Genomic DNA, 13,534 nt, shown 5'->3' on the forward strand with positions numbered 1-13,534 from the left:
GCTGATCTGGTCATGGTCTTATATGGGATTCAACGTCTATCCAGCTTTGTATTGATTTTAAATAAACCAAAGAGCAACGCTTATGAACCAGATTTTAGAAATTCAGAATCACCAGCAACATGCTCTGCATTTTTTACTAGCGTTTTTAAAACAACAAAACTATCAGTTCACAGCCATTACCCCGTTGTCGCATCAACGGATTTTAGATCGTAAAAGAAACGAGAAAAATCAGGAAATAACCCTGCAGGATATATTTGGCTGGAATCTGGAATTTAGCAAAACCGATCTTGATCCGGTTCTTTTTTCCTTGCTGGCAAAACAGCAACTTCTACAGGTTCAGGATGAGCAATACACCAGTCTGGTCAGAGTCGCTTCACTGGAAGGTGAACTCTTTATTCACTCTTCCTTTCCGACCACACAACAGGATGCTGTTTTTTTTGGTCCCGATACTTATCGCTTTGTCTATCATCTCAAGCAATATCTAGCCACCGAACCTCGCCCTTTCAAACGGGCTGCTGAAATATGCTGTGGCACCTCTGCTGCTGCCATCAGTATCGCCAAATACTTTCCGGATCATGAGGAAATCTTTGTAGCAGATCTAAACCCCAAAGCCTTGCTCTATAGTCAGCTCAACATTGATTTTTCGGGTTTTGCTTCAATCTCTCCTGTACAGAGCAATTTATTTTCCAATCTTGAAGGTCAGTTTGACCTGATTTTTGCCAATCCACCTTATTTAATTGATCCTGAGCAACGGCAATATCGACACGGAGGTAATGAGCTCGATGGCAATGAATTATCTTTTAAAATTATAAAACAAGGCCTGCAAAGGCTAAATTCAGGCGGCCGTTTATTTTTATATACCGGCGCTACCATCACACGAAATGGCAATCGATTTTTACAGTATCTGCAAGACCTGATGCAGCAGCATCAAAATATTCACTGGTCTTATGAGGAAATTGATCCGGATATTTTTGGTGAAGAATTAGAGCAACCTGCTTATCAGCATGTGGAAAGAATTGCTCTGGCTCTGATTAAGATTGAAGTATGCGATTGAAGAATATCTGTTTATAAATTATCGACTTTTTAAATATCGAACCTCTTTAAGATCCGTTTATTTTAAATCATTCTGTAAAATTCATCAGCAATAAAAAAAACCCCAATCTTTCGATTGGGGTTTTTAAAATTTGGCGGAAGCGGTGAGATTCGAACTCACGGAGGACTCACACCCTCGTCGGTTTTCAAGACCGGTGCATTAAACCGCTCTGCCACGCTTCCATGGGCGCAATAATACGGCGCTTTTATGTAACTGACAAGTGAAAGTTACAGTGAATCTGATTAACTGCATATAGTTTCATCAAATCCCTACAATTTGGCGGCCAATTCGGCTCCTTCACGAATGGCACGCTTGGCATCCAGCTCGGCAGCCAGTTTAGCCCCACCAATAATATGATATTGTGCCAAGGTATTTTCCCCGGCAAGTGGCATCAAATCTTTTACCGACTCCTGTCCTGCACACACCACAATACTATCCACACGCAATAATTGAGCGTGGCCATCCACCTCAATCCATAAGCCTTCATCGGTAACAGATTTATATTGCACACCGCGCAACATGCGCACCGCGTGTTTTTTTAATTGGGCACGATGTACCCAGCCTGAAGTCTTGCCTAGGCCTGTGCCAAGCGGTGTCTTTTTACGTTGTAATAAATAAATTTCACGAATAGGTGCTTCAATTTCTGCACCTTGCATGCCGCCTTCACTGACATAATTTGGATTCGGGTCTACACCCCATTCACGTTTCCATTCATTCACTGGTTGCGGCTGTACCTGATGCGGCGGCTTTAACAAAAACTCGGACACATCAAAACCAATACCGCCTGCACCAATGACTGCAACACGATCTCCGACTGGCGCACCGCGTAGTACTTCTGCATAAGACAAGACTTGCGGTGCCTGACTGCCTTCGATCTTAAGCGCTCGCGGCACGACACCAGTCGCGACAATGACTTCATCAAAACCTTCACGTTCCAGCTGTTCACGGTTCACTTGGGTATTTAATCGCACATCAACGCCGGTTTTTTCCAATTGGACTTTAAAATAACGAATCGTTTCGTGAAACTCTTCTTTCCCCGGAATGACTTTAGCCAGATTAAACTGTCCACCCACTGCATGACTGGCCTCAAACAGCGTCACATCATGCCCGCGACTGGCTGCGACTGTGGCCGCAGACAGCCCTGCAACACCACCACCGACCACTGCAATACTTTTGGCTTTTTTGGTTTTGACATAGACCAGTTCGGTTTCATAGCCGGCACGTGGATTGACCAGACAGGTTGCGCGCTGGTTTTTAAAGGTATGATCCAGACAGGCCTGATTACAGGCAATACAGGTATTGATTTCATCAACACGATTGGTCGCGGTTTTATTGACCCAGAAGGCATCTGCCAAGAATGGACGTGCCATCTGCACCATGTCTGCCTGGCCGGAAGCCAGAATTTCTTCAGCAGTATCTGGCATATTGATCCGGTTCGATGCAATGACCGGCACCGCCACGTGCTTTTTCACTTCAGCGGTATAATCGACAAAAGCTGCACGCGGTACAGAAGTCACAATGGTGGGAATACGTGCTTCATGCCAGCCAATACCGGTATTGAGTAAAGTAATCCCCGCCTTTTCCAAAGCTTTAGCCACGGTAATCACATCTTGCATGGTATTGCCATCATGTACCAGATCCAGAAGCGACAAACGGAAACAGATAATAAATTTTTCGCCAATTTCCTCACGAATCGCTTTGACAATTTCTACGGCAAAACGCATCCGGTTTTCGATCGGGCCACCCCAACGGTCAGCACGCTGATTGACATGCCGGCTTAAAAACTGATTCAGCAAATAGCCTTCAGAACCCATGATTTCTACGCCATCATAGCCGGCTTTTTTGGCAATACTGGCCGTTCTGACATAATCCTGAATGGTATTCAGAATCTGTTTATCTGACATTTCACGTGGTTTAAAGGGAGAAATCGGCGACTTGATCGGGCTGGCCGAGACCACAAAAGGCTGATAGCCATAACGTCCGGCATGCAGAATCTGCAACAGAATTTTGGCACCATGCTTATGCACTGCATGCGTCACCAAACGATGCGGCGCAATGTCCCCCAAAGTATTCATGGTACCGCCCGCCGGTAACAACCAGCCTTGACGGTTGGGCGATATTCCACCCGTAATCAGCAGACCTGCGCCACCCTTTGCACGCTCACCAAAATACGCAGCCAGTTTGGGATAATTATAAAAACGATCTTCTAGGCCAGTATGCATCGACCCCATCACCACCCGGTTCTTAATGGTGGTAAAACCCAAATGCAGTGGCTTTAAAATGTTGGCATAGCGCGTCGTAGTCATAACAAATCCCTGATTATATTTGGCTGAGCAAGTCATTCCCTTACTTTAACTGATTTTCAGTGGCTTTTTATGACCCGGAGTTCAGCATTTTCAGGCACAAATATCAATCTTTAGAAGAGGATCACTTTCTATTTGGCGGATTAATCCTGCCATTGTCGCGCGCTAGATTTCCATAATGCAATCACGCCCAATACTGTACCAATCGGAAAACTCAGGAGCATCAGGATGGCCATAATTCTGGATAAAGTCCGTCCTGAACCATTGCCCTGTTTGACTTTGATGCTGGCCTGTATATTAAAAAATACCAGGCCGCCTAAAAGCAGCAGCACCATACCTAAACTCAGCGTAGAAATACTGGCTTGCTGATATTCCAGATATAAAAATACCAGTGTACTAAAACCAATCAGACCGGCATAAATCCCATGCAACAGTGCCAGCGTTTCATTCTTGGTTTTAGGATTTAAATTAGGTAAAGGTGGGATGCGAGTCGCCATGCTTTTATTCCTGTTTTATCTGATTTTTAACTTTATTCGGCTGAATATAGCGAATTTTTACTTTTTTAGCAGGATTCTGCTCAAAATCGTGCGATTTATGATTATTTAAGCCTATTGAATATAGATTTTAAAACGAGTTTTTCTTTTCTAAAGCAAACCTAAATAAATTAATGATACAATTGAGACAATATGTATTTTTTCAGGCCACCAATTCTGGCGTGCCTATTTCATATCATTAGGATGAACAATGTCTGATAATGCAACTATCTTGCAGAATGTCCCAGTAGGTAAAAAAGTTGGTATTGCCTTCTCTGGTGGTCTAGATACTTCTGCTGCTCTTTTGTGGATGAAACAAAAAGGCGCTGAACCTTATGCTTACACAGCGAACTTGGGTCAGCCAGACGAAGACGATTACGATGCGATTCCAAAAAAAGCTGAAGCTTATGGCGCAGTAAAAGCACGCTTAATCGACTGCCGTTTACAGCTTGCATTAGAAGGCATTGCTGCAATTCAATGTGGCGCGTTCCACATTTCAACTGGCGGTGTTCCTTACTTTAATACGACTCCTCTTGGTCGTGCTGTTACAGGTACCATGCTTGTCACTGCCATGAAAGAAGATGACGTCAATATTTGGGGTGACGGTTCTACTTACAAAGGTAACGACATTGAACGTTTTTACCGTTATGGTTTGTTGACCAACCCTGCGCTTAAAATTTACAAGCCTTGGCTAGACCAAACCTTTATCGATGAGCTTGGCGGCCGTGCAGAAATGTCGCAGTTCCTGATCGACAACGGTTTTGACTATAAAATGTCAAAAGAAAAAGCCTACTCAACAGATTCAAACATGTTGGGTGCGACCCATGAAGCCAAAGATCTTGAATACCTGAATGCGGGCATCAAAATCGTGGATCCAATCATGGGCGTTGCCTTCTGGAAAGATGACGTAGAAGTTAAAGCTGAAGAAGTATCGATTACTTTTGAAGAAGGTTTCCCTGTTGCGATCAACGGTCAACGTATCGAAGATCCAGTTGAATTCATTCTTGAAGCAAACCGTATCGGTGGCCGTCATGGTCTAGGTATGTCGGATCAAATCGAAAACCGTATTATCGAAGCAAAATCTCGCGGTATTTATGAAGCTCCGGGTATGGCGCTGCTTCATATTGCTTATGAGCGTCTTGTGACCGGTATTCATAACGAAGATACCATCGAACAATACCGCATCAACGGTTTACGTTTAGGCCGTTTGTTGTACCAAGGCCGCTGGTTCGATTCTCAAGCGCTGATGTTGCGTGAAACTTCACAGCGTTGGGTGGCTAAAGCCGTGACCGGTACTGTGACTTTAGAACTGCGTCGTGGTAATGATTACACCATCATGAACACTGAATCTCCTAATCTCACTTATGAAGCTGAGCGTTTGACTATGGAGAAAGGTGATTCTATGTTCTCTCCAATGGATCGTATTGGTCAGTTGACCATGCGTAATCTGGACATTACCGATACCCGCGCAAAACTTGGCATCTATACAGAAACTGGTTTGCTTGCAGTGGGTACAGCCTCTGCAGTGCCACAACTGAAAGACAAAAACTAAGTTTTGTTTTTGTTAAAAAACCGCTCTTGATGAGCGGTTTTTTTATGGATAGTTGTTCTTGATGTTTAAAGCATCGAGCCATTGGCGGTATATGAATTGACGGAACGAAGTGATTGATAATAAATCTTATTGCGCCCAAGCTGCTTGGCACGATACAACGCCTGATCTGCAATTCCCAATAATATATCTTTATCAGTATCTGTTTCACCACGATAGACGGTAATGCCTAAACTGATGGTAATATGTCTCGCAACCAAAGATTTTTCATGGGGAATTTCCAGACGGTCAATCGCCTTGAAAATATTTGAAGCTACGGCATAAGCACCATGTGCATCTGTTTCTGGCAATAACACAACAAACTCTTCCCCGCCATAACGCGCCACAAAGTCCATATGACGGATCGCATTCTTGATGGTTCTGGCAATGGTTGAAATAACATCATCGCCTTTCTGATGCCCATAAAAATCATTATAGTTTTTAAAAAAGTCCACATCGATAAACAGAATCGCCAAGGCAGTGTCTTCACGACGGGCCCGTTCAAAATACACTTCAAGCGTTTCATCGAAGGTTCTCCGATTGGAAATCTTGGTCAGTTCATCATACTGGCTTAAATGTAATAATTCGGTGGTATGAATACGCTGGATCTGTTCACTGATTCTGGCCCGGATACTGTATAAAAAAATCACACGCTCACGCGCGAAAATCATATGACTAATTACATAACCCAGTAAGCAACTCCCAATCAGAATTCGCCCAAAAACCAGCGGATTAAAGTCTATGGCCATGATTGATAATACAATAATGGTCGTTGCTGCAGCGACCAGTCCGGTGACCAGCATCTGTACAGGCTTAATACCGGTCAGGATATAACCCAGAATATAAATAATGGTGACGATTGCCATCGACTGATGTTGTAACGCTGGGGTTTTAACCAACATCGTGATACAGGAAATCGACACCAGCATCCAGAATACCAGCAGCATTGAAGCTTGCGGAAAAAAGCGCTTGATCTTGGGTAAACAGGAAAACATATAAAAGAGAATTAATGACATACCGCCATTCAGTAGCCCGAACATAGACAGCACAAAATCATGCACGAAATATTCTTTACTGATAATCCAGTAATCTGTGGGGATCATCACCACCAGAAAAATAAAATAAGCCAATACCCCACCCCAAACATATTTTTCGACATGTTTGCGGGCACGTTCCAGATTTTTTGCCCAGAATTCCTGTTCCAGATGTTGAGGGAAAACCGGGCCTACACGCTGACTTTGGCGTGTAATTAATTCTTCTATGTTTTCCTTGTCATCTTGTAATTTCGCTAAACTGTACTTGTATTCCATTGCAAGTATTTATGTAATTTTTTTAGTAATTTTAAAATAACATACTTTTTCAAATTAATTTATAGATATCCCTTATTTTGTAGCCCTTTCTCATTACCATTTTTGCTATAGATGGATTATCATTTGTTTTATTTGTTCGACTGAATTTGCCTTGAATACGATTACGATTCTCCAGCCAGATGATTGGCACGTTCACCTGCGTGATGGTTTAGCACTTCAACGTACTGTTCCCGATTTAGCCAGACAGTTTTCTCGCGCAATCTGTATGCCGAATCTGGTACCACCCGTTAAAACCGTTGAAGAGGCCAATGCCTATCGTGAACGCATCATGGCGCACGTACCTGAAGGGATAAATTTCGACCCGCGTATGGTGCTGTATTTCACAGACAACACCCCGGCAAGTGAAGTTAAAAAGATCAAAGAATCTGCGCATGTCAATGCCATCAAGCTCTATCCTGCGGGTGCAACCACCAATTCTGATAGTGGTGTCAGCGACATGAGTAAAGTGTATGGCGTAATTGAGCAGCTTGAAGAACATCAGGTGCCTTTATTGCTGCACGGTGAAGTGACGCATAACCATATCGATATTTTTGACCGTGAAAAGCGCTTTCTGGATGAAGTCCTCGCACCCTTGCTCAGACAGTTCCCTAAGCTGAAACTGGTGTTAGAGCACATTACTACCAGCGAAGCAGCAAACTTTGTGCTTGAGCAAGACCGTAATGTCGCTGCAACCATTACGCCGCAACATTTATTGTTCAACCGTAATGACATGCTGGTGGGTGGCATCAAGCCGCATTTCTACTGCTTGCCAATTTTAAAACGTCAAACCCATCAGCAAACCTTGCTGGAAGTGGCGACTAGTGGCAATCCTAAATTTTTCCTAGGCACAGACAGCGCACCACATTCAAAAAATGCAAAAGAAAATGCGTGTGGCTGTGCAGGATGTTATAGTGCGCCGACTGCCATTGAGCTGTATGCTCAGGCATTTGATCAAGTGGGTAAAATTGAACGTCTGGAAGGTTTTGCCAGCCACTTTGGTGCAGACTTCTATGGCCTGCCACGTAATACCAGTACCATTACACTGGTTAAAGAAGATCAAGTAATCCCTGAAAGTTTAGACTATTTGGATGGTGAACAGATTATTCCGCTCTATGCGGGTAAAACCATTCAATGGAGAAAAGTGTGACAAATGAAACCCTCCCAATCATTGGTCAACGTTTTCGTGGATTCTTACCTGTAGTTGTCGATGTCGAGACGGCAGGTTTTAATGCACAGACTGATGCATTGCTGGAAATTGCGGCCATTCCGATTGTTTATAATGAGGATGGCCAATTTGTGCCGGGCCAAGCTTACCATGCACATATCAATCCTTTTGAAGGGGCCAACCTCGATCGCAGGTCACTGGAATTCATCGGCATTGATCCATCGAATCCGATGCGGATTGCCATGGCTGAAGATGAAAAAACCGCATTAAAGCGTATTTTCAAATCGGTCAATGACGTGCGCCGTCAGCAAAACTGTACCCATGCGGTTTTGGTGGGTCACAATGCACATTTCGATTTAGGTTTTGTTCAGGCAGCAATTGCCCGTACCGGCACCAAAAACCAGAACCCGTTCCATAGTTTTTCTGTGTTTGACACGGTGACCTTGAGTGCGGTGATGTTTGGTCAAACCGTACTGGCGAAATCCTGTATTCAGGCCGGGATCGATTTTGATGGCAAAGAAGCTCACTCTGCGTTATATGACACACAGAAGACGGCTGAACTGTTTTGCTATATTTTAAACAAACTCGCGCCTCACCTGCTTGACACTCTGGTGGCGGATCAATAAGATACCGCCATCTTCTAAACGTCCCTATCGTCTAGAGGCCTAGGACATCGCCCTTTCACGGCGGTAACCGGGGTTCGAATCCCCGTAGGGACGCCATATATTTTCCTCCCTTTTCATATTTTTATTTTTCAGCGACTTAAGCTGCTTAAATCTTACACATTTAAAGCCCAATTAATGCAAATAATTCTCATTACTATTGATTGTAGCAATCAAGTTAATGATAATCGCTTTCATTATCTTTCAAAGATTTAACCTTCTCATGCGTTTTGCCTACTCTTCACTTTCACTTGCTATATTGGCAGCTTTATCAACCTCTAGTTTCGCAGAAGAATCCAGTTATCAAGAATCTGTCCCCAATAAGGCAACGCTTAAGTTCAACACGATTATTGTCGAAGCTCAGCAAGGAAATGAAGTTGGGAAAACGGTTTATAGCAAAGAAGATTTAGCAAAAACGCCGAATAGCTCAAAGAATATAACTGATTTTTTAAAGGTGAATCCGAATGTGCAGTTTAGCAATGAACATATGGCAGCCAACTCACAAGCTGATTTAAAACCGGCTGAAATTTCGATTCATGGTGCACAATCATTTAATAATAAATTTGTGATTAATGGCGTCAGCAACAGCAATAACCTCGACCCTGCTGGTTCAGGAACAACCAACTACGGTGCAGTGTCTGGCGGTTCACAAGGTGTGGCAATCAACACCGATTTATTGTGTAATTTAGAAGTATTAGACAGCAACATTAGTGCAAAACACGGTGGCTTCACCGGTGGTGTGGTTCAGGCAGAAACCTGTGCGCCTAAATCTGAAATTGGCAAAGTCCATGGTAGCATCACTTATGACTATACAGAAAGTGACTGGAACCGCTACCACTTAAAAACTGATGCAGACAAAGGACTCTTTGAAGGTGCATCAACCCAGTCAAACCAAAAAGAGTATGTTCGCCAAGGTGTTAGTGCCAATATTTTTGCTAAACTTTCAAAGGTTTATGGCTTAGATCTCTATGCTTCACAACGTAAATCAACAATTCCTGTTGAAAGTGGCTTACCTGCACCAAAACAAATTGATCAAGAAAAACATAATACCAATGTCGGTGGAACCTTGTATGTCGATCCAAATGCAGACACCAGTATGAAATTCGGTTTCGCTTTAGGTGATTTGGAAGACAATACTTACGCAGACAAACGTCGTAACTCTCACAGCAGCACCAATAATCAATCAGCTTTGATTTTCGCAGAGATGCAACAAAAACAAGATTGGGGACAATTAATACACCAGCTCAATTACCAGCAAATTGACAATGCACGTGAATCATCATCTGATCGCGGTGTGAACTGGATGTATGCAGCAGGGAGCAAAGACTGGGCAAATACTGAAAAAGTATGGGAAGGTGCAACCTCTGCAGATATTGATTTAAAACAATCTTCTGTGAGTTATGGGTTAGATGCGCTATTTAATAACTTTAAATTTGCAGACACCGACCATCAAATCAGCGCCGGTTTTGCCTATCATTATGATGATGTGCAATGGGAACGTACCAAAGATTTTTCAACTTTCTATGGCGTAACATCAGGGAAAACCCAAAACTTGTTTGATCTTAAAGGTCAACAATGTCAAATCAATGATCCCCTCTGCGATGAAAATACCACAGCTGTATTCCTGAACAATAAAGTCCCTACGGTCTTTGATGGTCAATACTTTAAAAAGGGCAATATATACAAAGCAGGCAGCTTTGCTGGTCAATATCATCAAGCAGCCTTGTATCTAGAAGATAATATTCGCTGGAACAACCTCAATGCCCGTTTAGGTGTGCGTGCTGATTATGATGAATCAAATAATAATCTTAACTTTGCACCACGTAGCAGCATTAGTTATCAGCCTTTTTCCAATAAATTATTAACCCTGACTTCAGGTTGGAACCGCTACTATAATGCCCCAACGTATATGACGGACTTGCGTCAACATCTGACCTCATTAGATTTTGACATCAGCCGTGCTGATCAAAATTCTGAATGGGTTGAAGAAGTAAAAGTTTCAGCCAATGATACACGCCGCAAGGATCTTAAAACCCCATTTGCAGATGAATTTGTCCTTGGGTTTAATAGCCAATTTAAAAACACCAATCTCAGCTTAAAATGGGTGAATCGTCAGTATGATGATGAAATCACCCGTAATAGAACTGATATTCCAAACGACTATTTTACTTATTCTTATGAGTTTGATAACAGCGGTTATGGCGAAAATGATACCGTAACGCTAGAACTTAATACGATTGAGCCACTTAAATTTAAAGGCACTCAACATGATTTAGGCTTAGCAGTCAATTACTCGGATGTGTACCGTAGCGCACCAGATTATACGGAAAACTTTACCGAAGAAGATCTTCAGAAGCTGATTTCCTTTGATGGCAAAATTATGCCTTATGGTGACCGCCCTGCATCAAACTATAACCAACCGATTACTGCACGTGTCATGTGGAATATTGGCTTTGATTCTCTTCCTTTAAAAACTTCCAACTTCTTTAGCTATAAAGACACCTATGAGCAAGTGCTAGAAGCGAGCTCTGCTGACAAAGTGGTGCATGATGGCGTTAAAATCGATACTTATACGCTACAAGATGTAAAACCTCGTTTTACATGGGATGTGCGCACCACCTATGATTGGAAAGTTTCAAAAGATTATTCAGCGATTTTTGGCTTAACGGTAAATAATATTACTAACCGCAATAATTTATATGTGAATGGAAGCAAACTGTACTCTGAAATCGGCCGCCAGTTTATCGCCGATGTCACTTTCAAATTCTAAGTTTTATAAAGAGCACTCCGGTGCTCTTTTTAATTTGCTTAGGCTATAATTAATGCAATTTCGTACTTTGTCTATGTGCCATGTTAAAAAAGATCTTACTGGTTTTACTGATTTTAGCTCCTTCACTGCTTTATCTTTATATCGTGAACCGTGAAGAGAAAGTAGAAACACCTGCCGAGCAGACTGCTCCTGTGCATAACCCGACAGAATACCAAACACCCGATCATTAAAATCTGGCTGTTTTAAACTCCTGCCAGCCGCGGGAGTTTCATTTTCCGCCTAAATGACGAGCAAATAAGCCCAATCATTCGACTTATTTAAGCCCTCAATAAAATTAATGCATTACTCCTGTTTAATGTTTGAACTTTTAGCGCTTTTTTATATAAAAGCCTTTTGACAAAAACCAATTGAGTCCTTAATATACGCATCACCTCGCAACGTCCCTATCGTCTAGAGGCCTAGGACATCGCCCTTTCACGGCGGTAACCGGGGTTCGAATCCCCGTAGGGACGCCATCTATTGATCGCATACGATCAAGCCTTATTCAAAATTATTATTAATACATTGCAGATTTGTAGTTTTTCACTACAATAACTCGCTTCATTCTTCTGATTTTTTTCAACTCCTATGCACTCATCTCCGAATGATGCTACGCATCAGGGCAATTCTGCGCCTTTAAAACGCGCTATGAGTACTCGACATCTGGTCATGATTTCGCTTGGTGGCGCAATCGGAACAGGCCTATTTTTAGGGTCGGGTGAAGTCATTGCACAAACGGGGCCTGTAGGTGCCATTATTGCTTATCTCCTGGGCGGCATCATCGCTTACATGGTTATGCTCTGTCTGGGCGAACTTGCCGTTCATATGCCAGAATCCGGTTCATTTGGTGCTTATGCCAAACGTTATATTGGACCGGGTACAGGCTATACCATCACCTGGTTATACTGGCTGACCTGGTCTGTCACTCTGGGAACCGAATTTACTGCAGCCGCCTTGCTGATGCAGGAATGGTTCCCGGATATTTCCATGTGGTTATGGACCATTATTTTTGGTGTCTTTGTATTTAGCTTAAATATGATTTCGACCAAATGGTTTGCCGAATCCGAATTCTGGTTGGCACTGGTGAAAGTAGTCACTGTTGTTGCTTTTATTGTTTTGGGCTTACTGGCCATCTTTGGTGTTTTGGGCTATCAGGGCTACGAAGCTGCACCTCTATTCACCAATCTGACTGCCCAGGGCTGGTTCCCTGAAGGTCTATTCCCGATTTTTGCGACCATGCTGATCGTGAACTTTGCCTTTTCGGGTACAGAGCTGATTGGTGTTGCGGCGGGTGAAACTGAAGATCCTGCGAAAAATGTCCCTAAAGCCATTAATACTGCGATTTTCCGCTTATTAATTTTCTTTGTGGGGACGATTATCGTGGTGACGGCCTTACTCCCGCATCAGGAAGCTGGCTTGGCAGCTGAAGGTGTCAGTAGCAGTCCATTCGTAACGGTATTCCAGCACATCGGTATTCCTTATGCTGAAGACATCATCCGCTTTGTGATTATCACTGCGTTACTTTCTGCTGCCAACTCGGGCTTATTTGCCGCTTCTCGTATGATGTGGTCATTGTCCTACAGCAAACAGTTACCTGCCGTATTCTCAAGACTCAATGCTCGCGGTGTACCGTATATTGCAGTCATGGTGACCATGCTCGGTGCATTGCCAGGCCTGCTGTCTGAACAATTTGCGCCAGAAACCATCTTTACCAACCTACTGGGCATTGCGGCGTTTACCATGGTGGTGGTCTGGATGAGTATTTGTTTAAGTCAGTTCAACTTCCGCCGGCAGTGGTATAAACAGGGTCGCACGGTCAAAGAACTGGGCTTTGCAGCACCATTGTTTCCGATTGTGCCGATTTTAGGCTTCGTGTTCTGTTTTATTACCTGTGTCAGTATGGTCTTTGATCCATCAATGCGCATCAGCTTCTTTGGCTGTCTGCTGTTTATTGCAGCCTGCTATGCCAGTTATTATGCGTTCTACCATAACAAGTCTTAAGCATCAGCTTTAAAAGAGCGACTTCGGTCGC

10 protein-coding genes and 3 tRNA genes are annotated in these 13,534 nt (G+C 43.1%); 9 read left to right on the forward strand and 4 right to left on the reverse strand.

Annotated elements, in window-relative coordinates:
* The first annotated feature begins 82 nt into the window (after positions 1 to 82).
* Positions 83 to 1,054, forward strand: a complete 972-nt coding sequence (locus tag FTU40_RS01155) for a class I SAM-dependent methyltransferase (protein WP_005096395.1) — start codon at positions 83 to 85, stop codon at positions 1,052 to 1,054.
* Between the two features lie 131 nt (positions 1,055 to 1,185).
* Here the strand turns inward: FTU40_RS01155 and FTU40_RS01160 are convergent.
* The 3 genes from FTU40_RS01160 to FTU40_RS01170 form a co-directional block, all read right to left on the reverse strand.
* A tRNA-Ser gene (locus tag FTU40_RS01160) sits at positions 1,186 to 1,275 on the reverse strand.
* Positions 1,276 to 1,362: 87 nt separating this feature from the next.
* A complete protein-coding gene (locus FTU40_RS01165) occupies positions 1,363 to 3,399 on the reverse strand; it encodes an NADPH-dependent 2,4-dienoyl-CoA reductase (protein ID WP_180039450.1) in 2,037 nt (678 codons plus the stop codon).
* Between the two features lie 140 nt (positions 3,400 to 3,539).
* Complete coding sequence (locus tag FTU40_RS01170; protein ID WP_074383039.1) at positions 3,540 to 3,893, reverse strand: hypothetical protein; 354 nt, start codon at positions 3,891 to 3,893, stop codon at positions 3,540 to 3,542.
* 247 nt (positions 3,894 to 4,140) lie between these two features.
* Between FTU40_RS01170 and argG the strand changes: the two genes are divergently transcribed.
* Positions 4,141 to 5,481, forward strand: coding sequence for an argininosuccinate synthase (gene argG, locus FTU40_RS01175; RefSeq protein ID WP_100328771.1), 1,341 nt, complete (start codon positions 4,141 to 4,143; stop codon positions 5,479 to 5,481).
* A gap of 65 nt (positions 5,482 to 5,546) precedes the next feature.
* Here argG and FTU40_RS01180 read toward each other — a convergent pair whose 3' ends face one another.
* Positions 5,547 to 6,827 (reverse strand): diguanylate cyclase, encoded by a 1,281-nt coding sequence (locus FTU40_RS01180; RefSeq protein ID WP_180039453.1) that lies wholly within the window; start codon positions 6,825 to 6,827, stop codon positions 5,547 to 5,549.
* Between the two features lie 151 nt (positions 6,828 to 6,978).
* On the opposite strand from FTU40_RS01180, the gene pyrC reads away from it, so the two are divergent.
* From pyrC to FTU40_RS01215, 7 genes are all read left to right on the forward strand, one after another.
* Positions 6,979 to 8,013: a dihydroorotase gene (pyrC, locus tag FTU40_RS01185; protein ID WP_100534379.1), complete on the forward strand. Its 1,035-nt coding sequence runs from the start codon at positions 6,979 to 6,981 to the stop codon at positions 8,011 to 8,013.
* Complete coding sequence (rnt, locus tag FTU40_RS01190; protein ID WP_034608604.1) at positions 7,998 to 8,657, forward strand: ribonuclease T; 660 nt, start codon at positions 7,998 to 8,000, stop codon at positions 8,655 to 8,657. The genes pyrC and rnt overlap by 16 nt, the downstream gene beginning before the upstream one ends.
* Before the next feature lie 20 nt (positions 8,658 to 8,677).
* A tRNA-Glu gene (locus FTU40_RS01195) sits at positions 8,678 to 8,753 on the forward strand.
* 163 nt (positions 8,754 to 8,916) lie between these two features.
* Positions 8,917 to 11,463 (forward strand): TonB-dependent siderophore receptor, encoded by a 2,547-nt coding sequence (locus tag FTU40_RS01200; protein WP_180039455.1) that lies wholly within the window; start codon positions 8,917 to 8,919, stop codon positions 11,461 to 11,463.
* Between the two features lie 80 nt (positions 11,464 to 11,543).
* Complete coding sequence (locus FTU40_RS01205) at positions 11,544 to 11,693, forward strand: hypothetical protein (RefSeq protein WP_005096385.1); 150 nt, start codon at positions 11,544 to 11,546, stop codon at positions 11,691 to 11,693.
* Between the two features lie 209 nt (positions 11,694 to 11,902).
* Positions 11,903 to 11,978: transfer RNA gene (locus FTU40_RS01210), tRNA-Glu, on the forward strand.
* A 112-nt stretch (positions 11,979 to 12,090) separates the two neighbouring features.
* Positions 12,091 to 13,503 carry an amino acid permease gene (locus FTU40_RS01215; protein WP_100357224.1) on the forward strand — a complete coding sequence of 471 codons (1,413 nt, stop codon included), beginning with the start codon at positions 12,091 to 12,093 and terminating at the stop codon, positions 13,501 to 13,503.
* Positions 13,504 to 13,534: the final 31 nt, after the last annotated feature.

The organism is Acinetobacter sp. YH12100, from assembly GCF_013419135.1.
GTDB classification, from domain to species: Bacteria; Pseudomonadota; Gammaproteobacteria; order Pseudomonadales; family Moraxellaceae; genus Acinetobacter; species Acinetobacter pseudolwoffii.